General features: G+C 68.4%; 22 protein-coding genes. 5 read left to right on the top strand and 17 right to left on the bottom strand.

Features of this window, described 5'->3' with window-relative positions; genetic code table 11:
• Window positions 1–16 precede the first annotated feature (16 nt).
• From E7Z54_RS04040 to E7Z54_RS04025, 4 genes are read right to left on the bottom strand one after another with little or no spacing between them, the layout of a single operon-like run.
• Entirely contained in the window at window positions 17–1,582 is a 1,566-nt protein-coding gene (locus E7Z54_RS04040) for a bifunctional 3-(3-hydroxy-phenyl)propionate/3-hydroxycinnamic acid hydroxylase (RefSeq protein WP_206055991.1), read from the bottom strand.
• On the bottom strand, window positions 1,579–3,471 hold the full coding sequence (locus tag E7Z54_RS04035; RefSeq protein ID WP_136431726.1) for an acyl-CoA synthetase: 1,893 nt from the start codon (window positions 3,469–3,471) through the stop codon (window positions 1,579–1,581). The genes E7Z54_RS04040 and E7Z54_RS04035 overlap by 4 nt, the downstream gene beginning before the upstream one ends.
• The gene (locus tag E7Z54_RS04030) at window positions 3,468–4,409 is read right to left on the bottom strand and encodes a fumarylacetoacetate hydrolase family protein (protein ID WP_136431725.1); all 942 of its coding nucleotides are present in this window, start codon (window positions 4,407–4,409) and stop codon (window positions 3,468–3,470) included. The genes E7Z54_RS04035 and E7Z54_RS04030 overlap by 4 nt, the downstream gene beginning before the upstream one ends.
• Window positions 4,406–5,536: a VOC family protein gene (locus tag E7Z54_RS04025; protein WP_136431724.1), complete on the bottom strand. Its 1,131-nt coding sequence runs from the start codon at window positions 5,534–5,536 to the stop codon at window positions 4,406–4,408. The genes E7Z54_RS04030 and E7Z54_RS04025 overlap by 4 nt, the downstream gene beginning before the upstream one ends.
• 145 nt (window positions 5,537–5,681) lie before the next feature.
• On the opposite strand from E7Z54_RS04025, the gene E7Z54_RS04020 reads away from it, so the two are divergent.
• The gene (locus E7Z54_RS04020; protein ID WP_240769506.1) at window positions 5,682–6,656 is read left to right on the top strand and encodes an MCE family protein; all 975 of its coding nucleotides are present in this window, start codon (window positions 5,682–5,684) and stop codon (window positions 6,654–6,656) included.
• A 641-nt stretch (window positions 6,657–7,297) separates the two neighbouring features.
• On the opposite strand, the gene E7Z54_RS22910 is transcribed toward E7Z54_RS04020, so the two are convergent.
• Window positions 7,298–7,486, bottom strand: a complete 189-nt coding sequence (locus E7Z54_RS22910) for a hypothetical protein (protein WP_168798152.1) — start codon at window positions 7,484–7,486, stop codon at window positions 7,298–7,300.
• Window positions 7,487–7,502: 16 nt separating this feature from the next.
• Between E7Z54_RS22910 and E7Z54_RS04015 the strand changes: the two genes are divergently transcribed.
• Window positions 7,503–8,111, top strand: a complete 609-nt coding sequence (locus E7Z54_RS04015) for a DUF4041 domain-containing protein (protein ID WP_168798151.1) — start codon at window positions 7,503–7,505, stop codon at window positions 8,109–8,111.
• Between the two features lie 395 nt (window positions 8,112–8,506).
• Here E7Z54_RS04015 and E7Z54_RS04010 read toward each other — a convergent pair whose 3' ends face one another.
• Genes E7Z54_RS04010 through E7Z54_RS04000 form a run of 3 tightly spaced genes read right to left on the bottom strand, consistent with a single transcriptional unit; the run spans window position 8,507 to window position 12,415 of the window.
• Window positions 8,507–10,123, bottom strand: a complete 1,617-nt coding sequence (locus tag E7Z54_RS04010; protein WP_136431722.1) for a phytoene desaturase family protein — start codon at window positions 10,121–10,123, stop codon at window positions 8,507–8,509.
• Complete coding sequence (locus E7Z54_RS04005) at window positions 10,123–11,592, bottom strand: flavin-containing monooxygenase (RefSeq protein ID WP_136431721.1); 1,470 nt, start codon at window positions 11,590–11,592, stop codon at window positions 10,123–10,125. The genes E7Z54_RS04010 and E7Z54_RS04005 overlap by 1 nt, the downstream gene beginning before the upstream one ends.
• 37 nt (window positions 11,593–11,629) lie before the next feature.
• On the bottom strand, window positions 11,630–12,415 hold the full coding sequence (locus E7Z54_RS04000) for an SDR family oxidoreductase (RefSeq protein WP_136431720.1): 786 nt from the start codon (window positions 12,413–12,415) through the stop codon (window positions 11,630–11,632).
• A 212-nt stretch (window positions 12,416–12,627) separates the two neighbouring features.
• Between E7Z54_RS04000 and E7Z54_RS03995 the strand changes: the two genes are divergently transcribed.
• Complete coding sequence (locus E7Z54_RS03995) at window positions 12,628–13,590, top strand: AraC family transcriptional regulator (protein ID WP_136431719.1); 963 nt, start codon at window positions 12,628–12,630, stop codon at window positions 13,588–13,590.
• Between the two features lie 15 nt (window positions 13,591–13,605).
• Here E7Z54_RS03995 and E7Z54_RS03990 read toward each other — a convergent pair whose 3' ends face one another.
• From E7Z54_RS03990 to E7Z54_RS03975, 4 genes are all read right to left on the bottom strand, one after another.
• Window positions 13,606–15,261 (bottom strand): indolepyruvate oxidoreductase subunit beta family protein, encoded by a 1,656-nt coding sequence (locus E7Z54_RS03990; protein WP_136431718.1) that lies wholly within the window; start codon window positions 15,259–15,261, stop codon window positions 13,606–13,608.
• Window positions 15,261–17,435 (bottom strand): indolepyruvate ferredoxin oxidoreductase subunit alpha, encoded by a 2,175-nt coding sequence (locus tag E7Z54_RS03985; RefSeq protein ID WP_136431717.1) that lies wholly within the window; start codon window positions 17,433–17,435, stop codon window positions 15,261–15,263. The genes E7Z54_RS03990 and E7Z54_RS03985 overlap by 1 nt, the downstream gene beginning before the upstream one ends.
• Window positions 17,436–17,460: 25 nt before the next feature.
• Complete coding sequence (locus E7Z54_RS03980) at window positions 17,461–18,231, bottom strand: cyclase family protein (RefSeq protein ID WP_136431715.1); 771 nt, start codon at window positions 18,229–18,231, stop codon at window positions 17,461–17,463.
• A 155-nt stretch (window positions 18,232–18,386) separates the two neighbouring features.
• Window positions 18,387–19,355 carry an AraC family transcriptional regulator gene (locus E7Z54_RS03975; protein ID WP_136431714.1) on the bottom strand — a complete coding sequence of 323 codons (969 nt, stop codon included), beginning with the start codon at window positions 19,353–19,355 and terminating at the stop codon, window positions 18,387–18,389.
• Between the two features lie 171 nt (window positions 19,356–19,526).
• Here E7Z54_RS03975 and E7Z54_RS03970 point away from each other — a divergent pair, with 171 nt between their 5' ends.
• Window positions 19,527–20,003: a flavin reductase family protein gene (locus E7Z54_RS03970; protein ID WP_136431713.1), complete on the top strand. Its 477-nt coding sequence runs from the start codon at window positions 19,527–19,529 to the stop codon at window positions 20,001–20,003.
• 26 nt (window positions 20,004–20,029) lie between these two features.
• Window positions 20,030–21,130 carry an LLM class flavin-dependent oxidoreductase gene (locus E7Z54_RS03965; protein WP_136431712.1) on the top strand — a complete coding sequence of 367 codons (1,101 nt, stop codon included), beginning with the start codon at window positions 20,030–20,032 and terminating at the stop codon, window positions 21,128–21,130.
• A gap of 27 nt (window positions 21,131–21,157) precedes the next feature.
• On the opposite strand, the gene E7Z54_RS03960 is transcribed toward E7Z54_RS03965, so the two are convergent.
• Genes E7Z54_RS03960 through E7Z54_RS03940 form a run of 5 tightly spaced genes read right to left on the bottom strand, consistent with a single transcriptional unit; the run spans window position 21,158 to window position 26,189 of the window.
• Window positions 21,158–21,970, bottom strand: coding sequence for a PaaX family transcriptional regulator (locus E7Z54_RS03960; RefSeq protein ID WP_240769505.1), 813 nt, complete (start codon window positions 21,968–21,970; stop codon window positions 21,158–21,160).
• The gene (locus tag E7Z54_RS03955) at window positions 21,967–22,410 is read right to left on the bottom strand and encodes an acyl-CoA thioesterase (RefSeq protein WP_206055990.1); all 444 of its coding nucleotides are present in this window, start codon (window positions 22,408–22,410) and stop codon (window positions 21,967–21,969) included. Before E7Z54_RS03955 ends, E7Z54_RS03960 begins: the two co-directional genes overlap by 4 nt.
• A gap of 13 nt (window positions 22,411–22,423) precedes the next feature.
• Complete coding sequence (locus E7Z54_RS03950) at window positions 22,424–24,802, bottom strand: bifunctional salicylyl-CoA 5-hydroxylase/oxidoreductase (protein WP_136431709.1); 2,379 nt, start codon at window positions 24,800–24,802, stop codon at window positions 22,424–22,426.
• Window positions 24,799–25,707 carry an acyl-CoA thioesterase gene (locus tag E7Z54_RS03945; RefSeq protein ID WP_136431708.1) on the bottom strand — a complete coding sequence of 303 codons (909 nt, stop codon included), beginning with the start codon at window positions 25,705–25,707 and terminating at the stop codon, window positions 24,799–24,801. The genes E7Z54_RS03950 and E7Z54_RS03945 overlap by 4 nt, the downstream gene beginning before the upstream one ends.
• Entirely contained in the window at window positions 25,704–26,189 is a 486-nt protein-coding gene (locus tag E7Z54_RS03940; protein ID WP_136431706.1) for a cupin domain-containing protein, read from the bottom strand. The genes E7Z54_RS03945 and E7Z54_RS03940 overlap by 4 nt, the downstream gene beginning before the upstream one ends.
• Between the last annotated feature and the right edge of the window lie 3 nt (window positions 26,190–26,192).

Below are 26,192 nucleotides of genomic sequence, written 5' to 3'. Positions count from 1 at the left end.
CGAAGTGGCTGTTCACCTAGTCGTCAGGACTGAAGGATAGATCAGCATTCGACGCGCTACGCAGACCCGAGCCGCGCCGCACCATCACGGCAACCGCGGCGCACAGCATCGACGGGTTGTTGCCGCTCTGCATCACCGTTCCGTCTGGTCGTACGACGGCGGCGGTGGCGTTCGCGCTGATCAGCCACGACTGGAGGTCTGGGGTCGTGCTGCTGTCGACGACCAGGCACTGCCGTCCTGCGAGAGTCGCGAGGTCCGAGGCCGAGAGGGGCGCAGGTGTGACGAGGGCGAAGCGACGTGCTCGATGCTCGTCGAGTCGACGGCCGTCGGGCATGACTGGGTTAGGGCACAGGCGGCCGGCCAGCTTGTCGCGTCGACCTGCGGTGATCCACGGTGCTCCGTGAAGCCTCGATGTCTCGCTGGAGACGACGCGCGCCCGCAGTCCCGGCACCAGGGACAGTCGTGGGGCGCAGATTGCCCGCAGGAGGTCACCGAAACGGCCGCCGGCGGTCATCAGGGTCCCCGTGAGCTTGGCGAGGCGGACGATTGCGGTCGCGTGAGGCTTGCGTTCGTTCTCGTAGCTCTCCAGGACCGAATGGTCCAGGGCACCGGTGAGGACGCCGTGGATCTTCCACGCGAGATTCGCAGCGTCCCGCATGCCGGCTCCCATGCCCTGTCCAATGAACGGTGGCGTCAGGTGGGCGGCGTCACCGAGGAGGAACACGTTGCCGCAGCGCCAGCGGTCGGCCACCTTAGCGTGGAACGTGTACTCGCCGACGCGGACGAGGTCTAGGTCGTCGGAATGAAGGTCCTCCGTCCACGGAGCTAGGAGGGGGAACAGGCTGTCGACGGTCTCGTAGTCCGCGGCCGTCTCGCCGTCGACGAGGCGGAACTCCCAGCGGTAGCGAGTGGCTCCGATGCGCATGTAGGTCGCCGCGCGTCGGGCGTCGCAGACCTGGTGGACGCCGTCCCATTTATGCAGATCGGCCGGCGTCTCCACATCGACCACCAGCCAACGCTGCTCGAACCCGAGGTCTTCCATGGTCGAGCCGATCGCCGTGCGGACGGTGCTGTTGGCTCCGTCGCAGCCGAGGACGAAGCGCGCCCGGGCCACCTCTGTGCTCTTCGTCTCGAGGTCTTCGAATGTGACCTCAACGCTCCCTGACGACGCTGCGCGAACCTCCTTGACCTCGACGCCCCCGCGGAACGTGACGCCCGACTGGCGGAGGAGGTTCTCGCGCAACAGCTCCTCCAGCTTCGGCTGGTCGAACATGTTGGCGCGCGGGTAGCCGCTGTGCGGTGCCACGCCGTCCCGGCTGAACTCCGCCAGCACTCGATGGTCACGGTCCAACAGCCGCAAGCCGTACGACGGCCGCGAGATCCGTCGGAACGCGTCGGCGATACCCAGGGTGCCGAGGATGCGGTAGACCTCATCGTCGAGGTGGACCGCCCGGGGCTGTGGGAAGACCTCGTGCCAGCGGTCGAGCACCAGACACTGCACGCCGTACTGCGCGAGCAGCGTGGCGGCCGTTACACCGGTGGGCCCAGCTCCGACGATGACGACCCGGGGGATGCTGCTCATTCCTTCCTCCTAACGACGCGCCACGTGAGCGTGTACTGGCCGAGCAGCGCCCCGACGGCGGCCTCGACGCCCGGGTCGGTGACTCCGACGAGGATGGTGACGGAACCGTCCTCGACGACGGTGTCGACAGATCGGATGCCGGCCAAGCCGTGCAGCTCGCCGAGGACGACGTCACGGGCTGCCTCCGCGCGGAGTGCCAGCTTGTAGGGCTTGCCCACGTCGGTGACCGGCAGCGTGTCGCGAACGACCACGGCCTTGGGCACAGCCGCCCGCTCGGTAATCTCGTCAGCGGACCACGCCAGCAACTGGTCCTCCGTCGCGGACGCGCACGGGTGGAGGGCGACGTAAGCGACAGGTACCTCGCCGGCGTGGCGATCAGGTCGCCCGACTGCTGATGCAGCAGCGACATCCGGATGGCTCAGCAGGGCGTCCTCGATCACAGCGGGATCGATGTTGTGTCCGCCGCGGATGATCAGGTCCTTTCCCCGTCCGACGAGGTGGATGAACCCGTCGGCGTCGACTCGGGCCAGGTCCCCGGTGTCCAGCCAGCCGTCGACCAGCTTTCCGAGCCCGTCGAGCGCGTGGCCTCCGTCGGTCCGCCCGACCACGTAGCCGGGGAACACGCTCGGCCCGGAGATCGCGAGGACACCGACCTGGCCCGGGGGCAGGTCCTGCCAGCAGCCATCGGGACCGATACGAACGACCTTGACCTGCTGGTACGGCATTCGCTGTCCGACCTCACCGGGTCGTGGGTGATCCGGGAAGCTGCGCGCCGTAGCGCAGGTCGCCTCGGTGAGTCCGTATCCCTCGACGAGTGGCACTCCCGTGTGGGCCTGGAAGTTCTCCCGGACCGCAGTGGGAAGCGGGGAGGCGCCCACCATGGCGAACTGCAGACTGGAGAGGTCGGCGTTGACTGGGCAACCGGAGAGGACGGCGTACACCGTGGGCACCGCGCTCATCGCGGACACCTTGTAGTGCTCGACGATCTCCCAGAATGCTCCGTAGAGCGCTGGCTCGCGGTACCCCTGGGGGCCGGTCCACACGACCGTCTGACCCTTGAACAACGGAGCCAGCAGCGTCACGAGAAGGGCGTTGACGTGAAAGAGGGGCAGACCGGCGAAAACCACGGAGTCCTCGCTGAGCAGCTCGTTGGCTGCGATCATCCAGGCGTTGGCGACCTCGTTGCCGTGGGTGTGTGCCGCCAGCTTGGGAGTGCCGGTCGTTCCGCCGGTGTGGAACAGCGCAGCCAGGTCGTCGGAAGCCGGCGGCACCCCCACGAACACAGCACCGTCATCTGCGTCCGCAGTCCCGCTGGCGTAGGCGACCTTGACGCCCGGCAGGTCGGGTAGCGTGGGCGCCGGGGTCGGTGCGTCGGTCGGCCGCAGGACCAGGAGGCCGTCCACGGCTCCGGACGCAGCGAGCTTCTGCGTGTTCTCCCATGTGCTCTCATCCAACTCCGGTCCTGAGGCGATCAGGATTCGCGCGCCTGATCGGTCCAGCAGCTCCCCGATGTGTTCAGGTGACAGGGCGCTGTTGATCGGGGCGGCGACCCCCGCGAGCTGGGCCGCGAGCGTCGCCACGAGGAGCCCGTGGCAGTTGGGTGCCATCAACGCGACGGCGTCGTGGCGACGGACGCCGAGGCCGTGCAGCAGGTTGGCGGTGCGGTGGACCTGGGCGAGCAGCTCGGAGAAGCTGCAGTGGATCGGCTGGCGCCAGCGCGCGGCATCGGGCAGCACGGTGACGGCGGTCTTCTCGGGCCAGAGGCGGGCGGCCCTGACCAGGAGCTCGTACGTCGATGCGGGGAGCCCACGTTCCTCGAGGGCGGTCGCTTCGACCGATGCCAGGTCCGTTGGCGTGCGGTAGGCGGGCCAGAGCAGGTCCTCGTTCACCGGGCATACCTCACCGTGGTGTGCTGCGTGCCCAGGTCGATGGTGCCGTCCTCCGAGGCGACTGAGATTTCGACGAGGTCGCCGTCCTGGAGGTAACGCGGGTTCTTCGCCTGTTTGGCGAGGAAGATCTGCCACTTCCGCTTCTCGGGAAGGAGACCCGCGACCTTCTGGACGATGGCCGGGGGTGCGCTGAGCGCGGTGCCGACGGGCGTGCCGGTGAGAAGCAAGTCTCCCGCGTCGAGATGCTGGAACCTGGTCAGGGACTTGAGTGCGTCTAGGGGTCGATAGATGATGTCGTCACCGATTCGGGTGTTCTGGCGCAGTTTGCCGTCGACCCACAGCTGGAGTCGCAGGTCGTCGAACCGCTTCAGTTCGTCGCTATCGAGCAGCACGAGGGCCGGCCCCACGGGAGTGAACGTGGGGTACGACTTGGACTCGAAGAACTGGGTCTTCGGGAGCTGAACGTCCCGGGCCGAGACGTCGTTTGTAATGACCAGGCCGGCGACGTACTCGGCGAGATTGTCAGCGCCGATCTGCGTGCCCACGGGCACAGTCCTCCCGAAGACCACACCAACCTCGGCCTCGTAGTCGAGCAGGCTCACGTGGCTGGGCTTGATGATGTCCTGTCCAGGGCCACTGATGGACCCCGATGACTTGCGGAAGAACGTCAGCGGCACAGTCGAGGGCTTGACGCCTGCGTCCGAGGCGTGCGAGGCGAAGTTCGTCATCTGTGCGACCACACGGCACGGTGAGGTGACCGGGGAAAGCAGGTGCAGCGAGTCGATCGGCGTCTCGGCTCCCGCGCTGGCGGCCGCGGCGATGGCACTGCGGTCCGCGAGCAACTCGCGAGTGGTCGTGGCAGCGGTCTTGATCCGAGCGACGTGGTCGCCGATGCGAACCCACCAGGCGTCTGCGGTCCGGAGGATGGCGGTGCTCATGAGCGGGCTACTTTCAATAGGCCGTGAAGGCGGTTGAGGTCGAACTCGTTGGACTCGCGGAGGCTGGTGACCATCGCCGCGAGCTCGCGAAGGGATTCCCGGCCGGGCGACAGGCCGAGGAAGTCTGCAGTGACCGGTGGACCCCACTGGGCCAGCCCGGAAGCTGCCATAGGAGACCAACCCGGTTCCAAGGTGTTGTCGAACATGTCGCCGTCGCTGAAGTGCTCGACGAGGAACCCGTCGGGATCGCGCCAGTAGTCGAATATCTGGCTTCCTTCGATGTGTCGGCCGATGCCCCAGGACCGGCGGTACCCCTGGTCGCTGAGGTACTCCCCGCCCGCGGCCAGCGCGTCGAGGTCGGCGACCTCGTAGGCGGAGTGCACGTACCTGTTGCGCGGGCCCAGGGTCAGCGCCAGCGTGTGGTGATCGGCCGGTTCGGAGCCACGGTCACAACGGACGAAGCTCATCATCGGGCCCCGCTCCCGCTGACCATCGAAGTACTTGAAGTCACTGACGATCATGCCCAGGTTCTCCAGGTACCAGTCGAGCGTCTGGAGGTATCTGGTGGTCTGCTGGACCACGTGGCCCAGTCGCAGGATGCGGCTCGGTTCGCGCGGTGGCCGCTGCGTGGCGTTGACCCGCTGCAGTCTGTGACCGAAGTTGAAGGTGTGTGCCTGTTGGGCTGGAAGCTCTGGTAGCTCTTCGAGGTCGGCAACCACTCGTACCCTGGTCCCGCTGGGATCCATCAGGTCGACACTCACCCCGCCGATGTGCTCCGGCAGGCGTCGCACGGCCACGCCGCTAGAGTCGGCAAGACGCACGACATCGGTGGCCTGGGAGGCCTTGAAGGCGGCTCCGACGTATCGCGACCTGGGACCATTCCGGACAATCAGGCACGGAGCGCCGGCCGCCGTCCCACGAAGCACCAGCTCGCTCGGGGTGCGGGACACCGTCGTGAAGCCGAAGGCGCGAGCGAAGACCTCCGTCCTCGCCAGGTCAGGCTTGTCGAACTCCAGCCATGCCAGTTCGTGCACCTTGATGACCGGGTTGGCCGACCGGCCGGGGTGCTCGCCCCGTTGCGCTCCCTGCTCGCTATGCAGGTCGCTATGCGTGCCGTGATTGTCCATGAACGCTCCTCACACTCTGACGGAATCGTCACTCATGAGGAAGACAGCGTCAACCCAAAGTGAAGAAATCGTCAGGACTACTTGACGAGAGCAGTACTCATGACTGACGCTTTCGTCATTCAGCGAAGAGGGAGTTGGGCCGACGGTGGTGCGCAAGATCGAGCGCTTCCAGGACAGGAATCCCGTCGTGGTCGGGGCGATCGCCCTGGCTACGATGGCGTTGCTGCTGGTCGCCGGGTTGCGCGCAGGTGATCTCCCGCTCATCGGCCGCGGGGACACCTACTACGCCGAGTTCGCGGAAGCCGGCGGCCTGAAGGTGAACGATCCGGTCCATGTCGTCGGGGTCAGGGTCGGGAAAGTGACGTCGATCGAACTCGATGGCGCCAAGGTGCGGGTCGGGTTCCGGTTCGACACGGACCTCTCGTTCGGCACCAGGTCGCGGGCGGAGATCCGGGTGCGCACGTTGCTCGGGGCGATGTCCCTCGACATCCTCCCCGCCGGCTCGAAGCCGATGGAGGACGGAGGCGTCATACCTCTGGCCAGGACGACTGCGCCCTTCGAGATCGTCGAGGCATTCAGTCAGCTCGCCGAGAAGTCCAAGCAGATCGACGCCGACCAGCTCGCTACGTCCCTGACCGCCCTTGCCGATCTGACAAGGAACACTCCCAAGGAGTTCCGCGCAGCCCTCGACGGCGTGTCACGGCTCTCCACGGTGATGGCGTCGCGGGACAAGGAAGTGAACCGTCTGCTGCGGAACCTCGGCCGGGTCAGTCACGTCCTCGATGCCCGGGATGAGGAGATCGTGACCCTGATGGATGACGCGGACACGCTGTTCAATGCGCTTCTGCTGCGGAAGGAGGTCGTGCACCGGATCCTCGTCGCCACCACGGCCCTGAGCAAGGAGCTCACCCAACTGATCCGAAAGTCCCGGGTAGACCTCGGTCCGGCGCTAGAGCAGTTGGACTACGTGATGAAAGTCTTGATGAAGAACGAGGACAACCTGGAGTCAACGGTCCGGCTGCTCGCGCCCTTCACCAGGGTGTTCGCATCCGTGACCGGCAACGGGCCATGGCTCGACGGCTACATCTACAACATGCCACCAGTTCCCGGGACACCCTGATGTCGGACGTACTGGGCTGATGTTGTGGCTGCCGGCCTCTTCCTGCTCGCGGCGCCCAAGACACTGGCGCTCACGCCGATGCGCGAGAACGCCGCCAACGTCGGGATGAGTGTCGGCGCGTTCCATGCGATCGGCTTCCCGAGCTGTCGGCCGCGGCTGGACCCTTGGTCGGCATCGTGTTGCCAGTTATCGGAGTGCTCGCCGGTGCCGGCGTCCTCCTCCTGATGCTGCAGCCATTGCATTCCACCTCAAGGCGTGGACCGCCTCCGAGGGCCGCGCCGGCCCTGACCGTCCTCGGTGCTGCCAGTCGGTATCACCTTTAGGTTCCGGGCCACGTGAGGCCCGCGTCTAGCGGAGCTGTCACCTGCGCAGCGATCGCGTGCCCCGTGAGCTGACCATCCCGTCACGGCATGGGCCGTGAACCATGGCGACCGCAGGCTCGCGACCACTGGCTCTGTACAGGTGAGGCGCCCCGACCGGCTTCAGCAGGGGCAATGTGCACTTCAACGCTCAAACCGCGTCTGTAGATCGCGCCCGCCAAAATCGCAAAGGGGGTGTGCACGATCGCTGGTCGAGATGACCGCGACAGGAAACGCTCTCCGCTGGGTCATATTGTCACCAGATCGTGCAGCAGTCCCTATTCAGCGGATGTCGAGTCGGGGTGCGGCGGCTGTCTGTCGGGCGGCTGTGGCGAGACGTTCGGTGTCCTTGCGGTCGCGGATCTGCACCGTCCATAGCGGCTGCCCGTACTTCTTGCGGCGGACGGGCTTCCCGAGGACGGTCAGGCGCCGTTGTGTGGGGTTCGCGGCCCGGTGGTCGACGACCTTCACCTCGGCGTCGAGCCTGATGCTGCACGCCTACAACGTCGAGGCGGACTTCGCCGTGAAGACGGTCAGACCGATCAACCGGGCGAAGACCAAGGAACGGCTCAGCAAGGCACGCGAATCGATCGCAAAGATCGGCGCTGCCCTCCATATCGTCATCAGTGCCGACTACCACCAGCTGCGCCTCGATGAGATCGACCTCACCGCCGACTACCGGATGAAGGTGGGGGAGAGAAGGAGATCGAGCGCGCCAACCGCGGGCGGCTCTGCGGAGCGAGGGTTGCGTGAAATCACGCACGCGCTGGAGCGGTCCCGGCATGCAGGGGTGGACTGCTCGCAGGCGCGGACCGAAGTGTTCGGTGCGCGGGCGACAATTGCACTCGCCCCTCTTCGACGAGGCACGCCCGATCATTCCAAGGTTTCCGCGCCGCCTGATGACCTGCGTCTTTTCCGCCGCTCAACAGCGCGTGACGCTCGATCCAGGCGCCTCCCAGGTGGCGACACTCCCCCGCCTGGGCACCTCGGCCAGCCGCCTAGAAGTCGCCCGAAATCAGATGAAACTACGCGGCTGACCTCGCGCCGCGTCGCCCGCCGATGCGCCGCCGGAGGCTCCTCTCGACGAGCACCTTGAGAGGTTTCTGGGTCCACAAACCGCGACATAAGCAGGAATGGCTCAAATGACAAGTGGCCCGTGCTCTGCGTTTCCGCAGGTCACGAGCCACTTTTCAGTAGCGGGGGCAGGATTTGAACCTGCGACCTCTGGACATCCAGCGCGAGCGGACGCGAGATGTCCAGCCTTGCTGGCCTGTGAGCATTCGTGCGCTGACCTGCGCGAAGATGTGGCATGCCGTGGCCGCATGGCCCGCACTTCTTGCTCGATCGTGACCTCATGGGGCGGCTTGTGCTGTGGTTTTCGGGGCGTAAGCGTGGCACGGTTCGAATATGAGCCCTTCACGCGCCGGAGCTTCCTTGGCGGCGACCTCGAGCTCCATCGGCAGCAGGTGTAGTCCCACTGCGGCCGCGTTGTCAGCCGCGACCAAGGCGTCTTAGTGGCGTTCCCACGATCCGCGCGGACCGGGAGTGCTTGAGGAGTTGTTGGGCGACGAGGTGGCCGGATCCACCGCCGAGCCCGGGGCCAGGATGGGTGAAGGCGCCGATGTGGTGTAGGCCCCCGGCGCCAGTCGCGTGGCCGGTTCGCGTGCCGGGTCGCCAGAGCAGGCTCTGGTCGAGCTCCGCGGCACCGCCGTAGGGGTCGCCGGCGACGGCGTTGCGGTTGGCAGCCTGCAACGCGGTCGGGGGCAGCGTCTTGACCTCCAGGACCGAGGAAAGCAACCCGGGAGCGTGGGCGGCGACCCGGTCAAGGACCCGGTCCGTGTAGGCCTTCAGGACGCCGTCCGACCACCAGCCGTCGGCGTCGATGGCCCCGGCCGCGTCGCCGACGGGCGCGAACGGCACCTCCTGCAGCTGGATCCACAGCGTCGCCTTCCCTGCGGGCGCGCGGGTTGGGTCGAGCCGGCACTGCTGCCCGACGACGACCGTGGGCTCTGCCGGCAGGAGGCCGGCCTCCGCCTGCGCGCAGGCTACGCCTGTCGTACCCGAGCCATCGCTGATGTGGACCAGGGGCACCTCGTCGAGCCGGCTGTCGGTCCACGAGATGGGAGCATCGAGCGCTACGTGGATCTGCATCGCCGCACGGCCCGGACGGTGCCGGACCACCGCGGTTCGTTCGGCGGCGCCGACCGCGTCGGGAGACAGCAGCTGGTCGTAGAGCGCGGTGGTCGAGGTCGAGGCGAGGACGGCCCGCCGCGCGGCCAGGTGACGACCGCCGGCAACGACGCCGGTGGTCCGGCCGTCGCGGACCTCGATCCGGGTCACGGCCGCGCCGGGGTGTACGTCGACGCCGCGTTCGGCGAGCAGCCGCTCGAAGGCGGCGACGAAGTTCCCCGCGCCGCCCTTCACGACCGGCAGGCCGAGCCCGTGCATCGAGAACGCCATCACCGGGAGCATCAACCCACCGGAGGCGTGGTCGGGCGCGAGCCCGGCATGAAGCAGCCAGGGCGCCCAGAGCTGGTCGACCTCCCAGTCGGCGAAGCGCTCGCGACAGTAGGCACGGCCGCTCTGGACGGAGGCGCGGAGCAGCTCGTCGAGACCGCTCCCGCGCAGGCCACGGAGCGCGGCGACGCCGAGCCGGGCCAGAGTCCGGCCGGTCATCTCGGAACTCAACGCTCCGAACACGTGAGGCGCCCACCGCTCCATGTCGGCGAGCATCCGTACATAGGCGTCCCGGTCGGCCGGGTGCTCGAGCGACTCCGCCGTCGCCCCAACGTCACGCTGGGCGAGCACCACTCCCCTGTCGGAGACCGACGCCGTCACGGCACCGTCGGTGTTGCAGTACTCCAGCCCGTGCCGGTGGAGGTCGGCCCCGAGGTTGGCGTACGCGGCGCCGGCCATGAACAGCGAGTGCCAGGAGGAGAAGGTGTCGTGCACGAACCCGGGCAGGGTGAGCTCGTCCGAGGCGATGAAGCCGCCCAGCCGGTCACGCTCCTCGACCAGGGCGACCTTCCACCCCGCGCCCGACAGCTCGGCCGCCGCAACGAGACCGTTGATGCCGGCACCGACGACGATGGCGTCGTACGTCGGCATCAGCGCCCCGCTTTCAGCTTGCGGACGAGCCTCGGGGTGATCTTGCGGTAGTCCGCCGGCTTGACCGGCAACAGCCACTGCTTGGCCTTGGTGCGCCGCGGCACGTCGAGACCGACGTCGGAGAGCACCTCGTCCACGTTGTGCATCGAGAACGGGATGATGTTGGTGCCGCGGGCGTGCATCCCGCCGGTGCGCTCACGCATCCAGGCCAGCCGCTCCTTCGTCTCCAGGAGCATCGAGGCCTCCGAAGGCAGTTGGTGGTGGCCATCGAGGTACGAGCCGATCCAGACCGCCGACATCTCGGCCGACAACGGCGAGAAGAACGAGGAGTTATAACCCGCGAAGCTGAGGTCGGACACGTGGATCGGGTGGATCTGGCGGTACAGCAGGAAGTCGCCGTTCTCGTCGAGGAGCCGGTCGGTCACATGCTTCGGCAGGAAGGGGATGTCCTGCGTCCATCCGGTGGCGGCCAGCACGACGTCCGCCCGGACGACCTCGCCGTTGGCCAGCTCCGCGTGCGGCTGGCCGTCCTTCTCGAGGAACCGGGCGACGGTGGTGTCGCGGTGGACCGCGATCGCGCCCGAGGCGACTCCCTCGAAGAAGCCCTCGGTCACCAGCGAGACCGTCGACTTCGCGATGTCGGAGAATGTGCCCTGCGGCACGAGCCCGAGGCTATCGAGGCTGAGCTGCTTGGTCGTGACCTTCTCGACGCTGCCGAGCATGTTGTTGGCCAGCTTGGAGTCGGCGGCGTGCAGCAACTTCTCCGGACCGTTCACGGAGCGATAGCGGAACAGGCCCTCGCCCATCCGCGTGAGCATCAGGTACTTGTAGTTGAGGACGCCATTGACCTTGCGCGGCATCTTCCAGAGCAGTTCGCGGGCGACGACGGTCGTGGATGCCGCCACCTTGGCGATCTCGACCGTGATGTCGCACGCGGACTTCCCGTAGCCCACGACCACGACGTGCTTGTCCCTGACCTCGTCGAGGCTGTGGAGATCACCGGCCGGCAGTATCTGCCCACCCGCCTCCTCAAGGACGTCGATGTCCTCGAACGGCGGGACGAACGGGCGCGAGAAGATGCCGCTCGCCAGCACGAGGTGGTCGTAGTGGATTGTCTCGCCGGCGGCGGTCACATCCCAACCGCCGCCGACGGCTGGCTCGGCCCGCGAGACCTCGTTGCCCAGTCGGATGTGCCGCATCAGGTCGAACCGCTCGGCGTACGTCTGCAGGTACTGCTGCACCTGCTCACCGCTCGGCCACTCGGGGAAGCTCCGCGGCATCTTCATGTCCGACAGGCAGTAGGTGCCCTTGTTGTTCTGGGTCCGCAGGCCCGGATAGCGACGGATCTCGCTCCAGACCCCACCCACGTCCGGGGCTTTCTCGTAGACGGTGACGTCGTGGCCGAGCTGCTTGAGAACCTTGGCTGACGAGATGCCGGCGAACCCTGCGCCGACGATGCCGATCTTCATGATGGTCTCCTTCGGAGGAAGCAGGGAGGTTCCGTGCTCAGGCGCTGAGCTGCGGGATCGTCAGGACGGCCTGCTCGGGCCCCATGGCGGAGTAGCCGCCGTCGGCGGCCCAGTCCGCGCCGGTGACGACGGAGGCGTCGTCGGAGGCGAGGAAGGCGACGACCCTCCCCACCTCGCACCCGTCGCCGACCCGGCCGGTCAGGTGGAACGGCGCGGCGACGCGGTCGGTCTTCTCGCGGTCGTCACCGGAGAGGTCGGCCATGATCTTCGACCAGGTCCAGCCGGGGCTGAGGGAGTTGACCCGGATGCCGTCGCCGGCGAGGTCCATCGCCATCGAACGGGTGAGCTGGGCGATCGCCGCCTTGCTGGCCGGATAGACCCAGCGACCGGTCTGCGCGACCTTGCTCGAGATCGACGTGAAGTTGACGACGGCGCCGTGCCCGCTGGCCTTCAGGTACGGGTGCGCGTGCCGGACGACCTCGACCATGCTGACCACATTGACGTCGAGCGCGGTGAGCCAGTCCGCCCGCGGGGTGTCGAATCCGGCGTCGAGGTACGTCGCTGCCAGGTTGACGACGATGTCGATGCCGCCGTGCCGCTCGACCGTCGTACGGACGAGGTCGGCGATCGACTCGTCCGCGGTGACGTCCGTGAGGACGAAGCTCACCTCGCCACCGAACGCGTCGGCGACGGCCTTGCCTTCGGGGTCGAGGTCGGCGATGACGACGTTCGCGCCGGCGTCGGTGAGTGCGGTGACGACGCCGTGAGCGAGCAGGGTGGCACCGCCGGTGACGATTGCGGTGCGTCCGGTCAGGTCGGGCATGTCGAGGTCCTCTCCATTTCCAGCCCCGGGCGGGGATGGAGCGGACACTACGAAGCCGTGACGCAGGCCACTATCCGGAATGCGCGGGTGACAGCCGCCATCCGCGTCCGCCCAGAGAACGGTGCGTTGCGTTTGAAACACGAACGTCATGGAATTGTAATGACACAGGGGGTGCAACTGCCGTATGCTCGACTTCGGACCGAGGAGTTCCCATGGCAACGATCCTGCTGACGCGACACCCGCGGATCGCCACCCGTGAGGTCGAGGAGGCGCGCGACGAGGTCGCGCAGGCCTTCTGTCCGCACTTCCTGACGCTCACCCGACGTGGCAGCCACCTCGACATGGTCCACAACGCGGCCGCTGTCGGCGAGAACGTCACCCTGAACTACCTGCGGTACGGCGACGAGGTGCGCATCACGCCCGGGACCTTCGACACCTTCTTCCTGGCCCAGATCCCCCTGAGCGGCACGGCACGCGTCAAGGTCGGCGACCGGGTGGTGGCGTCCGACCGCAGTCGCGCGACGATCGGGTCTCCGACCGAGCCGGTCGACATGATCTGGTCGGCGGACTGTGAGCAGCTGCTCGTCCACATCCGCAGGGAGGCGGTTGAAGCGATCGCGGCGCCCGGCGACAACGTCCAGCCGGTCGTCTTCTCCTCCCTGCTCGACCTCGCCTCGCCCGCGGTCCGCTCCTGGCTGCGACTGGTCCGCCTCGCGGTCGACGACCTGGACGCAGGGGGCTCGCTGTTCCAGTCGCCGCTGGCCGCGTCCAGCTTCGAGCAGGCCGTCATCGCGGGCCTGCTGAGCGCGCAACCCAACAGCGCGGGCGCTGCCGTCGCACCCGCCGTCTTCGGGTCGCGCGCCGTGCGAGTCGTGACGGCGGCCGTCGAGGCCGCCCCCGACCGACCATGGCGGTTGGCGGACCTCGCGCAGGCCGCCAGGGTCTCCGCGCGCACTCTCCAGGAGGCGTTCCAGCGCGAGCTCGACGTCACGCCCTTGGAGTACGTGCGCCGAGTGCGCCTCGACCGCGTCCGCAAGGACCTGCTCGACGCCGACCCCACCACCGTCTCCGTCACCGACATCGCGTCCCGGTGGGGGTTCTTCCACCTCGGGCGGTTCTCGCAGGTCTACCGGGCTGCCTTCCAGGAGCTGCCCTCGCAGACGCTCGGTCGCTGATCGCCTGTCGTCCGGTCACCCGGCCTCGACGAGCACCGGGCCGGCCACCCGGGCGAGATCGGACCGCAGCGCGGAACCGTCCTCGTCGGCCAGGGCAGCTGCACGGAGCGAAGCCAGCGTGGCCCCGGCGTCGGGTCGCCCGACCAGGCCGTCGACGGCTGCCATCAGCAGGCCGAAGCTCTCCTGGCCATGGTGGTGCGTCTCGCCGTACCCCTTCAGGACGCGCTGGCACTCGAGGATCTCGCAGGCCAGGTCGTAGTCCGCGGGCGCGACGGCGGTGACCTTCTCGAGCCACGCCTCGATCGCCTCCTGCTCGCGGCCGAACCGCAGCGACCGCGGTCGCAGAGGCCGGAACATCGCCATCGCCCACAGCAGCGTGTAGCCGATCGCGCCGGTCGTGTTGACGACGATGCCGTTGCGGGTCAGCCTGCCGACGAGCTTGCCGAACCACGCCGAGCCCGCCACCCAGCGGCCGAGTCGGGTCGGCAGCGTGTCGGCGATCTCCTCGACCTGCGGGTGCAGGTACTCCCGGACGTTCATCAGCTGCCCCGGTGCGGCCTTCGCCTCGGCGCGTACGCCGTCAAGCCGGCGTCGCCTGATCTTCTGCTGCGCGACCTGGATCGTGTCCTGGTAGCACATCCAGAGCGCGACGTGCCGGGCCGCCTCGGTGGTCAGCCGGGCATCACTGCCCTCGCGTTCGTGCACGGCGACGCGGGCGACCCGGTCGAGGTAGCGGTCCGTGTAGGCGGGGCCCTGGTAGACGGCCGTGCGGACCGCGCCGTGGAGCAGCATCGACCGGGCCGGCACCGGGAACTCGGCAGTGATCCTGCTCGCGTGCGGCTGCAGCCTCGGCCCGACGAGCGACGCGGGGTCGCTGACCGCAAGCTCCTGCCGGCGTCTCTCGACGGCCTCGGCCGCCTCCTCTGCGGGATCGACCGGCCGGCGTCGACTGATGGTGACGGGCACCGGACCGCCGCCCACGCCTGGGGTCGCGACGGGGGCGGGAGTGGGCCGGGGCGCCGGCTGCTGGGCGGCGTTGAAGCCTGCAGCGAAGGCACGCAACGAGGCGTCGACCCCCTTGCCGCTCGCCCGGATGGCGTCCTCGAACGCCTCGCGCGCGAACGGCAGCTGGCCGGACCCTGCCAACGCGCCGAACAGCGAGGCGCTGATGACGCTGCCCGCCTCGAGCGCGAGCTGCATGAAGTCGGCGGCGATGAGCTTCCGCGCGGCCCGGTGGGCTGCCTCGAGCAGCGCGTTGCTGTCGATGCGGCCGTCGCCGAGCGCGAGCTTCTCATCCATCGAGTACACGCGGTTGGTGGACGCGATGAGCGTCGTCCGGTCAGGAGTGGCAAAGCCGCGCTGGATGGCACGGCCGGCCTCCATCAGCTCCGAGGCGATCACGATGTCCACCTCACCAGGGGTGGGGAACAGGCTCATCACCGGCTCGTGACGGACGCTGCCGGGGCCCGGCTCCTCGCCGGGGTACAGCTCGACGTAGTAGACCGTTGCCCCGGTGCGCTGGGCGACGCCGGCGACCGAGGTGCTCTGTGCGTAGTAGCCGGCCTCCTCGCCGACGGCGACGATCCAGTCGGCGAGCACGCCACCGCCCTCGCCACCCATGGCCAGGATCGCGATCGTGATCGGGCGCTTGCCCGTGGTCCAGGTCGACATCAGGCCACCTCTGCGATCTCGTAACGGGCCGCGCGTCGTTCGACGCCGGAGGACAGCAGGCCGATCCAGCCCTTGCGCACCCGGGCGAGGAGCTTGTCGCGCCAGCTCGGGTTGAAGACCAGGTCGCTGCGGTAGAACGACGGGCACAGGGAGGCGGCGTGTGCGTTCGCACCGCAGACCCCGCACCCGACGCAGGAGTCGAGCACCGTGGCGACGGGGTCGGTGCGCATCGGGTCCGGATTGGGCTTGATGCTCAGCGACGGGCAGCCCGACACCCGGATGCAGGCGTGGTCTCCGGTGCAGGTGTCCGCGTCAACACCGAACCGCTCCTTGACGACTCGCTTGCCCTCCTTGAGCGCCTTGTTGCGGGCCGGCTTGTCGCGCCGCTGCTTGTTCAGCATGCACTCGCTCTGGGCGATGATGACCTTGGGCCCGGGCTCCTTCGTGGTCAGGGCCTTGACGAAGAGGTCGCGGAGCCGGCCGATCTGGTAGGTGTCCGACACCGTCTTCGCCCAGGTCACGCCGATCCCGCGGACGGCCTTCTCGATCGGGTGCCGGGTGGAGCGCAGCACGTTGTCGGCCTTCGAGCTGAGCACGTCCTGGCCGCCGGTCGCGGCGCTGTAGGCGTTGTCGACCACGAGCAGCAGTTGGTCGCTCTTATTGAAGACCGCGTTCCCGACGCCGCTGGTGAGGCCGTTGTGCCAGAAACCGCCGTCGCCCATCACGGCGATGGTCCGTCGATCGGCATCCTTGGAGCTGAGCGCGGCCGCCCCGGCGGACCCGAGGCCGTAGCCCATCGTGGTCGCGCCCAGGTTGAACGGCTCGTTGATCGCGAACAGGTGGCAGCCGATGTCGGCACTGACATGGTGCTTCTTGCCGGTCTCCTTCTCCGCGAGCTTCAGCGCCGAGAAGATCGGCCGCTCCGGGCATCCGGTGCACAGGCCCGGCGGCCTGGTCCGTACGGCGGCCGCGTCGACCCGCGTCGCGAACGGGCTCCTCGGGTCGGACTCCGGCAGGAGCAGGGTCGGCTGCCCTTCGACGACGTCCGGGCGGTACTTGCTGAGGAACGCGTGGACGCCCTTCGTCAACGCCGCCGCGGTGTACTCACCGCCCGTGGGGAGGAGGTCCTTGCCGTGCAGTGCGACCGGCGAGCCGGCCCGTCGCAGGATCGCGTTGAGGTTCTGCTCGATGTAGTCCGGTTGCCCCTCCTCGACGAGAAGCACGGCTCGCTTGCCGGCACAGAAGTCGAGGATCTCCGCGTCCACGACCGGGTAGGTCACGTTCATGACGTAGACGGGAACCTGGGTGTTGCCGAACACGTCGGAGCACCCGAGCAGCTCCATCGCCCGGTTCAGGGTGTTGTAGACACCGCCCTGGACGATGATGCCCACGTCCGCCGTACCGGCGCCGAGCACCTCGTTGAGGCCGCGCGAGGTGATGTACTCGACGGCGGCCGGCCAGCGGTCCCGAATCTTCTCCTTCTCGTGCAGGAAGCTCGCCGGCGGGAGCACGATCCGGTCGAGCTGTCTGCTCGGGTTCTCGACAGCGTCCTTGACCGTCATCGGCGGCCGGACGTTGTCCTTGGCGGTGAACGACCCGTGCAGGTGGCACGAGCGCAGCCGCAGCTGCAGCATCACCGGCGTGTTGCTCGCCTCGGAGAGCTCGAACCCTGCCTCGACCGACCTCACGATCGCCTCGATGTTGGGCCTCGGGTCCAGCAGCCACATCTGCGACTTCATCGCGAACGCGTGCGAACGCTCCTGCATGATGCTCGAGCCTTCGCCGTAGTCCTCGCCGACGATGATCAGGGCGCCGCCCCGGACCCCGCCGCTGGCGAGGTTGGCCAGCGCGTCGGAGGCGACGTTGGTGCCGACCGTCGACTTGAACGTGATGGCGCCGCGCAACGGGTAGTTCACCGATGCCGCGAGCATCGCTGCTGCGGTCGCCTCCGACGCGCTGTTCTCGAAGTAGACGCCGAGCCCCTCCAGGATCTCGTGGGCGTCTCCCAGGACGTCCATGAGATGGGAGATCGGGGCGCCCTGGTAGCCGCCGACGTAGGCGACGCCGGACTGCAGCAGGGCCTTCGTCACCGCGAGGATGCCCTCGCCCGAGAAGGTGCTGCCGCCCTCCATGCGGAGCTTCTGGACCTCGTGCGCGAAGGACCGCTCGGCCATAGGACTACTTCCTTTGCGGTCGAGGTCAGGCAGGGACGATCGCGAGCACGCGAGCGGGCGAGCCGGTACCGCCGACGATCGGCAGCGGCGCCGCGATGATCACCGCTCCGGTTCGAGGCAGGCGGTCGAGGTTCTGCAGCTGGGTGAGGCCGTACTTGTCGGCGCCGAGGAGAAAGTGGTGGACCGGGAACGGGGGCTCCATCCCACCTGCCTGCCCGGCGTCGATGCCGACAGTCTCGACGGCGAAGCCGGTGATGCCCGACGCCGCCAGCCACTGCGCACCCGCCGCCGAGACACCCGGCGTGTGGGGGCCGTGCTCGTCGGCGTTGACGAAGGCAGCAGCGTCCGTGTTGAACCGGCTCCAGCCGGTACGGAAGACCAGCCAGGCACCGTCGGGCAGCGGGCCGTGGTTGGCGACGTGCTTCTCGAAGTGCTCCGGCTCGAGCAGGAAGTCGGGGTCCTCGGCGACCTCCGCGGTGAAGTCGAGCACGACGGCGGGACCGATCAGCCGCGCTGGCGGGATGGTGTCGACGGAGTGCCCGTCGCGACCCGTGGCCCAGTGCACCGGGGCGTCGAGGTGGGTGCCGGTGTGCTCGCCGGTGTGGATGTTGTTCCACCCCCACGCCGGCCCGGCGTCATCGAAGTCGCTGACCGTCTCGAGCGACAGCGGGATGGTGTTCGCGAACGGCTCGGGCAGCTGCAGGATCGGGGTCTCGGGCGACAGCGGTGCGGTCAGGTCGATGATCTCGGCCTCTGCCGAGGCCAGCGCGGCGAGCAGCGAGTCGGTGACGGGCATGTAGTGCCTCCCTTTGGCGATGTCGTGAGCCCGGTCACAACCGGACTGACAGTGGACGCTAGGCGAGCCGGGGCCACCTCTCTATCCGGAAAGCGTGATCCTCAGCCGTAATGCGCTGGCCCTTGTAGGCGGCCAGCGGGAGGGCAGCGGGCGGGTCAGCGAGCGCGCTGCAGTGTCTCGCTCGGACTCTCTCCGAACGCTTCCCGATAGTCGCCCGAGAGCCGGCCGAGGTGGGTGACGCCGCACCTGAGTGCGGCCTCCGTGACCGACTGAGCAGTGCCGTCGGAGAGCAACTCACGCACGCGGAGCAAGCGGGCGTAGCGCACGTAGCCCATCGGCGTCGTGTCGAGGTGGGTCTTGAACCCTGCTTGCAGTGCACGCACCGAGAGCCCGACCGCCTCGGCGATGTCAGGCGTGCTGAGCGGCTCGGCACAGTGCTCCTCGATGATCCGCGCGGCCCGCTTGATGATCCGTTCGGGCCCGGGCCGCTCGAGCGCAGAGCGCTCCGGTGGCTCTGCGAGGGACACGATCAGGCCGTCGACCACGGCGATCTGCAGCGAGTCCGCCGCAAGGGGGGATGCCGCCAGTGCACTGTCCCGCTCGAGGTCGGACATGATCATCTCGATGAGGCTGCGCCAACTGCGGCCCGGCCCGCGCGTGACGTCGAAGCTGGCGCCAGGCTGCTTCGGGACCATGATTCCCCCGCTTGCCGCGACCGCCAGCCGCTCGCTGAGCAGCTCCGGGATGATCCGAACCATCAGCCGCGGGTTTCCGGTCGAGTAGCGCATCCGGACCGGCTCACCCGGCGTCGTGACCGCGGCGCTGCGCGGGGTCGCAGTGATCGCGCGGTTGCCGACGCGGATTGTGCTGAGGCCGCCGAGTGGGATCTGGATCAGGTGGAAGTCGAGGCTGTCCGCAGACACTTCGACCTCGGTGCCGTAGTCGATGTAGTGGAAGCTCAGCCGGTCTAGGTTCGCGGCGTTGTGGAGGGCGCGGAAACCCGGCCCGCCCAGCAGTTGCAGCCGGTGCGGCGCGAGCGAGGCGGCGATGGAAGCGCGGGCGTCGTCGACGTTCGTGGTCCGGAGCAGGCCGTGGGAGCCGAGCGGTGTCGTCACCCGTCCCATCGGTTCTCCTCCTGATGCTGTGATCCTAGACCCGGACGAGGCAACACCGCGATCGTTCTGTTCTGCTGATTGTCCAACGAACGTCGATGAAATGAAATATCAACGCATCGCGGATAGGCCGCGGCACACGGCGGATAGCGACGCCGCCTAGGCGGGCGCACCATCGCCGTCATGACCTGTGTGACACCCAGCACATTCGACGTGACGCCCTCCACGCTCCGCAGCCAGCTGGCACGGTGGCCCACCGGCGTCGCCGTCGTGACCGCCCTCGGGGACGACCGCCCGATCGGAAAGACTGTCAACAGCTTCCACCCCACGTCGCTGGAGCCAGCGCTGGTCGGGTGGTGCATCGACCACAAGTCCAGCCAGCTCGACGAGTGGCTGGCTGCCGAAGGCTACGTCGTCCACGTGATGGCCGGCGACCAGATGGATCTCGTCATCCAATTCGCGACGTCCGCCAGCGACCGGTTCGCAGGCGTGGAGGTCGGCGCCGGCCTGGATGGCATGCCGGTCCTCGCCATCGAGGTGCCGCTGCGGCTCGAGTGCCGAGTTGTCGACCGGCTTCCCGTCGGTGATCACACGTACCTGATCGGCGAAGTCGTCACGATGACCGCCGCCGAGTCCATCCCTATGACGCTCCAGCGCTGAGCACACAGAACCAGGAGGCAACACAGATGAACATCCCGATCCTCGAAGCCGAGCACTTCCGCCTCGGCCTCTTCTCGTCGAACTGCTCGGGCGGTCTCGCAGTCACCACGATCCCCGAGCGGTGGTCGGCGTCGTGGGAGGACAACATGCGCCTGGCCCAGGTGGCCGACGCAACCGGCATCGACTTCATGCTGCCGATCGCCCGGTGGATCGGGTACGGCGGCCACACCAACTTCCACGAGGGCGTGCTCGAGCCCGTCCCGTGGGCGACCGCGATCCTGTCCAACACCCAGCGACTCAGCGCGTTCGCGACCATCCACACGGCCTTCAACCACCCGGCGGTGACTGCGAAGCAGCTGGCCACCATCGACCAGATGGCGCCCGGGCGCGTCGGAGTCAACGTGGTCGCGGGCTGGAACCAGCCCGAGTACGTCGCCATGGGCGTCGACCTGCCGCAGGACCACGACTCGCGCTACGAGCGCGCCCAGGAGTGGATCGATGTCATCAACCGCCTGTGGTCGGAAGACGGCCGCTATGACATCAGTGGCCGATTTTGGAACCTGGAGGGCATCGAGTCCGTGCCGAAGCCCGCGAACCGCAGGCTCCCCATCCTCAATGCCGGGTCGTCGGCCCAGGGCAAGGCATATGCCGCCCGGAACGCGGACTTCGTCTTCACCATCGTCGGCGGTCCCGAGGACGGCGCCGCAGTGGTGAAGGAGCTCCAGGCCAACTCTGCAGCGCTCGGCCGCCAGGCCGGCGTGCTCACCCCGACCCACGTCGTCTGCCGCCCGACGCGCAAGGAGGCCGAGGAATACCTCCACTACTACGCGGAGGAGAACGCCGACTGGGATGCCGTCGACAACCTGATGCGCCTCCAGGGGCTGCACGCCCAGTCCTTCAGCCGTGAACTGCTGCAGAACTTCCGCAGCCGCTTCGCTGCCGGCCACGGCACCTGTCCGCTCATCGGGTCGCCCGACGACGTCGCCGACGAGATCGAGCGCTTCGCGAAGGCTGGCTTCGGGGGCATCACCATGGCGTTCGTCGACTACGTCGGCGAGCTGGAGTACTTCGCCCAGGAGGTCATGCCCCGGCTGGCCAAGAAGGGCCTGCGCCCTGACACGCTCTGATCCGCCGTGCAGGAGGCTGTGCCCGGGTCAGCTCCCCCAGTGGGCCCGGGCATGGTCGAGCGCGGGCTTCTCGAGGGCGGCGACCAGCTCCTCGAACAACGCGACGGCGTTGCCGGCGCTCCAGTCGTCGGCCAGCACCTCCGGTGGCAGGCCCGGGTCCCGGAACGGCAGCTTGCGCCAGCGATCGAGCATCGAGAGATACGCCGCGAACGCGTCGCCGTCGCGCAGGCGCGCCAGCTTCTTCGCCGCCGGCCGGTACGCGTCGATGAAGTCGCGGTAGCTCTGGTCGATCGACGTCAGGTCCCAGGCACCGTAGAGCATCGTCGCGAGATCCTGCGGGCCGTGGTATTCGCCGACGAAGATCGCGGCGTAGTCGCCCAGATCGAGCTCGGCGACGGCGTGCTCAGCTGCTTCCCGCATCCGCGCAGGTGCGATCCAAAGGGCGGTGCCGACATTGCCGAACCCGAGGCTGGCGAGGTGGGACCGCAGCTGGTGCCGCTTCGCGCGCAGCGACTCCGGCACACCGAAGTGGACCACGCACCAGCCATCGCCCAGGTCGGCCGGCTTTCGGGCGTGCCAGATGACCTCGTCACCGGCCGCCAGCGTCGCGTCGGCCACCTCGGTCAGCAGGTAACCGCGGACACCGTCCCGCGACTCCGACTCCAACCACCCGTTCTTCTTCAGCCGGAAGACTGCCGTGCGCACGCTCGGTGCGTCGATACCCACCTCGGCGAGCAGGTCGACGGCCGACGCGATCGGCACCCACCCGCCGAGCGGTCGCACCACGGCGCCGAGGAAGGTGACGAGCGTCGTCCGCGACTGGGGGCCCTGCTTGCTCACATGCGGCATTCTGCACCGAGAGCCGTGACCCATTCAGCAGGCCACGGCGTCGCCCCACGTGCTTCATCGCCGCGGGCCACGCCCGCACCGGTGTGCACGGTGACGTAGCTGCCGCGGGCGGCGAGCACACGCGGTTGCCCCGCGAACGTTTCGCCCCACACCTCGAACTCCCATGTCATCGACGCCGTACCCACGCGAGCCAGTCGCACCGTTGCGGTGGCCTCCTGCCCGAAGCGCAACGGTGCGAGGAAATCAGCCTCATAGCGCACCCGGGGGGCGTTCGGGAAGTAGCCGTCGAGGCCGCGCTCACGCATGAGCGCGGCCTCAGCGGCCTCGACGAACCGCGTCACCGTGCTGTTGTGGTAGATCCCGGAGGCGTCCGTGTCGACCCACTCCACCCGCGTCCGGAAGGTGCCTGTCGGTCGCTGCTCGTCCGTCACGGCCAGCAGGCTGTCAGACACCGGCGAGCGCGCGGTCAGGCGGGGTCCACCGCAGGTGGACCCCGTCGTTCTCGCCCTCCCGCAGCAGTTGGAGGCGAGGTGGGATCTTGTCGGTGCGCGACGTCGGCGGCTTGCGGCGACCCGCCGCCCACTGCACCGGCCACTCGGCGGCCACGCCGCGGTAGTCCTGCTCCGCCGCCGCGTGCAGCGTCCAGCTCGGGTCGTAGAGGTGGGTGCGGCCCAGCGCGCAGATGTCGGCACGGCCCGCGAGCAGGATCGAGTTGACGTCGTCGTACGACGAGATCGCGCCGACCGCGATCACCTTCACCCCGGCGGGCGCGGCGACATGGTGGCGGATCTTGTCGGCGAACGGCGTCTGGTAGGACCTGCCAAACGCCGGCTTCTCGTCCTTGCACACCTGGCCCGAGGAGACGTCGATCGCCGCGGCACCAGCATCGATGAAGGCGCGCGCGATCTCCACGGCGTCGTCCTCGGTGTTGCCGTCCGGCATCCAGTCGGTCGCCGAGATCCGCACGGTGACCGGGACCTGTGCAGGCACCGCGGCCCGCACGGCCGCGAAGACCTCCAGAGGAAAGCGCAATCTGCTCTCCAGCGGGCCGCCGTACTCGTCGGTGCGGTGGTTGGCGACCGGAGAGAGGAAGGAGCTGAGCAGGTAGCCGTGGGCGGCGTGCACCTCCACCAGGTCGAAGCCCGCGTCGACGGCCCGTCGTGCCGCCGCCTCGAAGTCGGCGACCACCTGGTCCAGGTCGGCGCGGGTCGCCTCGCGCGGGATGTGGCAGCCTGCGCCGTACGGCAGAGCGGAGGGTCCGACGACCTCCCAGTTGCCGTCGTCGAGCGGTTCGTCCATGCCCTGCCACATCAGCTTCGTCGAGCCCTTGCGGCCGGAGTGGCCGAGCTGGACGCCGATCTTGGCCGTCGAGCGGTCGTGGACGAATTCGGTCACTCGGGTCCACGCCGCAGCCTGCTCGTCGGTCCACAGGCCGGGGCAACCGGGCGTGATCCGGCCCTCGGGCGAGACGCAGGTCATCTCGGTCATCACCAGGCCGGCACCGCCGAGCGCCTTCGAGCCGAGGTGGACGAGGTGGAACTCGTTCGGCACGCCGGCGGTCGCGGAGTACATGTCCATCGGCGACAGCATGACCCGGTTCTTGAGCTCTAGGTCGCCGATCCGGACCGGCTGGAACATTGCCGGTGCGACCTCGGACACCCCTTGGTGGCGGGCGAACTCCGCCTCCATCCGGGCTGCGAAGTCGCCGTCGCGGTCCTTGAGGTTTTCGAAGGTGATCCGGCGCGATCGAGTGAGCAGGTTGAAGACGAACTGCGCCGGATCCTGCTCGGCGTACATGCCGATGTTTTCGAACCACTCCAGCGACGCCTGCGCGGCGCGCTGCGTCGACTCCACGACCGGCTTGCGCTCGGTCTCGTAGGCCTCCAACGCGGCAGGGACGGTGGGGTGCTCGTGGAGACAGGCTGCGAGCGCGAGCGCGTCCTCCATGGCCAGCTTGGTGCCGGACCCGATCGAGAAGTGCGCGGTGTGGGCCGCGTCGCCGAGCAGGACGACGTTGTCGTCGTACCACCGCTCGTTGCGGACCGTGTGGAAGTTGAGCCACTTCGAGTTGTTGGTGAGGATCGCGTGGCCCCGCAGCTCGTCGGCGAAGATCTCCTTGACGCGCGCGACCGCGTACTCGTCGGACACACCCGGCGGGAAGACCTCGCCCTCGGTGCGGTCCAGCCCGGCGCGGCGCCAGACGTCCTCGTGCATCTCGACGATGAACGTCGAGCCCTCGTCGGAGTAGGGGTAGCCGTGGATCTGCATCGTGCCCCACTCCGTCTGCTTGACGAAGAACTGGAACGCCTCGAAGACCAGGTCGGTGCCGAGCCAGATGTACTTGTTGGCGCGCCGGTCGAGCGTGGGCCGGAAGACATCGGCGTACTTCGTGCGGAAGATCGAGTTGAGACCGTCGGCCGCGAGCACCAGGTCGTACGACGCTCGCAGCTCGTCGGGATCCGGGGCCTCGGTCCGGTAGTGGACAGTCACGCCGAGCTCGGCGACCCGCTCCTGCATGATTTGGAGGAGCTCCTTGCGGGACATGGCGGCGAAGCCCTGGCCGCCGACCGTGAACGGCTGACCGTTGAACTCGACGTCGATGTCGGTCCACCGCGCGAAGCGGGTCTCCATCCTGTCGTGGACGACCTGGTCGGCTCCCTCGATGCTGCCGAGCGTCTCGTCGGAGAACACCACGCCGAACCCGAACGTGTCGTCCGGCGCGTTGCGCTCCCAGACCGTGATCTCGTGGCTCGGGTCGAGGGTCTTCATCAACGTGGCGAAGTAGAGCCCTCCTGGGCCGCCACCGGCGATCGCGATCTTCATGACGCTGTGCCTTCCGCTCGGATCATGCCTTCCTGGACGACGGTCGCGACGAGCACGCCGTCGGTGGTGAAGAAGCGGCCGACTGCCGTGCCGCGCCCGTCCTCCACCGAGTACGCCTCCTGGGCGTAGAGCAGCCAGTCGTCCATGCGGACCGGCCGGTGGAACCACATCGCGTGGTCAAGGCTCGCCGTGACGAGACCCTCGTCCGCCCACGCCAGCCCGAGCACGCGCAGTGCCGGCTCCAGGATCGTGTAGTCGCAGACGTAGGCCAGCGCCGCGGTGTCCCGCTGCTCGGAGGTGAGGCCCTCGACGTCCCGCAGGGCGTCGTACGGCTTGACCCAGATGGCCTGGTGGGCCGCCGGCTCACCCTCGACGGTGAGGTACAGCGGTCCAGGCATGTGCCGCATGTCGAAGCTGCGGCCACCCGACCAGTAGGCCTTCGAGCGCTCGGTCATGGTGCCACCGGAGCGCTCGGCAAGGTAGTCGCCGGAGGTCGGCAGCGACTCGGGCGCGGGAAGCCCTGCGGGCATCGTGGCCTGAAAGCTCCCGCTCGGCTCTCCCGCCGCGTAGCTCGCCATGCAGACGTAGACGGGCTTGCCGTTCTGGAACCCCCGCACGTGCCGGGTGCTGTATCCCCGGCCGTCGCGCAGGACCTCGATCTCGTAGCGGACCTCGGCCCCGATCTCGACGGGCCGCATGAAGTAGGAGTGCATCGAGTGCATCGACTTGCCGTCGGTCACCGTCCGGGCGGCGGCCACGACAGCTTGGGCGACCATGTCGCCGCCGTACGCCTTGGGCCACGGGCAGGGCTGGGTGGTCGCGGTGAAGGCGACGTCGAAGACCTCGGCCTGCGTCGGCTTGAGGGTGACGGCGTCGGTGAAGATCGCTGAGGTCGGCGTGCTCACGGCCGGCTCACCCAGTCCTTCAGGTCGGCGTCGTCGACCTGCTGCAGGTTCACGACGATGTTCTCCGGGGTCCGGGTGGTCATCCAGGTCAGCGGGTTGTTGCGATCGAGGTTGCATTCCACGTGCGGCATGAACGGTGGCACGAAGACCCAGTCGCCCTCGGACATGTCGACGTAGTCCTCGAACCTCGCTCCGAAGTAGATCCGGGCTCGACCCGAGAGCACGTAGCCGCCGGTCTCGGCCTCACCGTGGTGGTGGGGGACCGACCGGTAGCCAGCGAGGTTGTGCACCTTCCCGAACCACAGCTTCGTGGCGGGGGTGTGCTGGATGCTGACGCCGCTGATCCGCGTGGCACCCTCGCTCTGGCCGGTGAGGTCGGGCTCGTGGCCGGCGCGGGTGACGACAGGCATCAGCAGTCCGGACTCGTGGAGGTACGGCGAGGCGTCGCCCGCGAACACATAGTTGCTGTTGTCGGGGTCCATGGC

This window comes from Nocardioides sp., from assembly GCF_004803405.1.
Classification (GTDB): Bacteria; Actinomycetota; Actinomycetes; order Propionibacteriales; family Nocardioidaceae; genus Nocardioides; species Nocardioides vastitatis.
The sequence above is the reverse complement of the archived record's forward strand: the minus strand, read 5'-3'. Positions and strand labels throughout refer to the sequence as shown.

What these genes read in the sequence shown, in the direction of transcription:
- E7Z54_RS04040 (WP_206055991.1), bottom strand. Translation starts at nt 1,582, where the DNA reads ATGAGCAGCATCCCCCGGGTCGTCATCGTCGGAGCTGGGCCCACCGGT.
- E7Z54_RS04030 (WP_136431725.1), bottom strand. Translation starts at nt 4,409, where the DNA reads ATGAGCACCGCCATCCTCCGGACCGCAGACGCCTGGTGGGTTCGCATC.
- E7Z54_RS04025 (WP_136431724.1), bottom strand. Translation starts at nt 5,536, where the DNA reads ATGGACAATCACGGCACGCATAGCGACCTGCATAGCGAGCAGGGAGCG.
- E7Z54_RS04015 (WP_168798151.1), top strand. Translation starts at nt 7,503, where the DNA reads ATGCTGCACGCCTACAACGTCGAGGCGGACTTCGCCGTGAAGACGGTC.
- E7Z54_RS04010 (WP_136431722.1), bottom strand. Translation starts at nt 10,123, where the DNA reads ATGCCGACGTACGACGCCATCGTCGTCGGTGCCGGCATCAACGGTCTC.
- E7Z54_RS04005 (WP_136431721.1), bottom strand. Translation starts at nt 11,592, where the DNA reads ATGAAGATCGGCATCGTCGGCGCAGGGTTCGCCGGCATCTCGTCAGCC.
- E7Z54_RS04000 (WP_136431720.1), bottom strand. Translation starts at nt 12,415, where the DNA reads ATGCCCGACCTGACCGGACGCACCGCAATCGTCACCGGCGGTGCCACC.
- E7Z54_RS03995 (WP_136431719.1), top strand. Translation starts at nt 12,628, where the DNA reads ATGGCAACGATCCTGCTGACGCGACACCCGCGGATCGCCACCCGTGAG.
- E7Z54_RS03990 (WP_136431718.1), bottom strand. Translation starts at nt 15,261, where the DNA reads ATGTCGACCTGGACCACGGGCAAGCGCCCGATCACGATCGCGATCCTG.
- E7Z54_RS03985 (WP_136431717.1), bottom strand. Translation starts at nt 17,435, where the DNA reads ATGGCCGAGCGGTCCTTCGCGCACGAGGTCCAGAAGCTCCGCATGGAG.
- E7Z54_RS03980 (WP_136431715.1), bottom strand. Translation starts at nt 18,231, where the DNA reads ATGCCCGTCACCGACTCGCTGCTCGCCGCGCTGGCCTCGGCAGAGGCC.
- E7Z54_RS03975 (WP_136431714.1), bottom strand. Translation starts at nt 19,355, where the DNA reads ATGGGACGGGTGACGACACCGCTCGGCTCCCACGGCCTGCTCCGGACC.
- E7Z54_RS03970 (WP_136431713.1), top strand. Translation starts at nt 19,527, where the DNA reads ATGACCTGTGTGACACCCAGCACATTCGACGTGACGCCCTCCACGCTC.
- E7Z54_RS03965 (WP_136431712.1), top strand. Translation starts at nt 20,030, where the DNA reads ATGAACATCCCGATCCTCGAAGCCGAGCACTTCCGCCTCGGCCTCTTC.
- E7Z54_RS03950 (WP_136431709.1), bottom strand. Translation starts at nt 24,802, where the DNA reads ATGAAGATCGCGATCGCCGGTGGCGGCCCAGGAGGGCTCTACTTCGCC.
- E7Z54_RS03940 (WP_136431706.1), bottom strand. Translation starts at nt 26,189, where the DNA reads ATGGACCCCGACAACAGCAACTATGTGTTCGCGGGCGACGCCTCGCCG.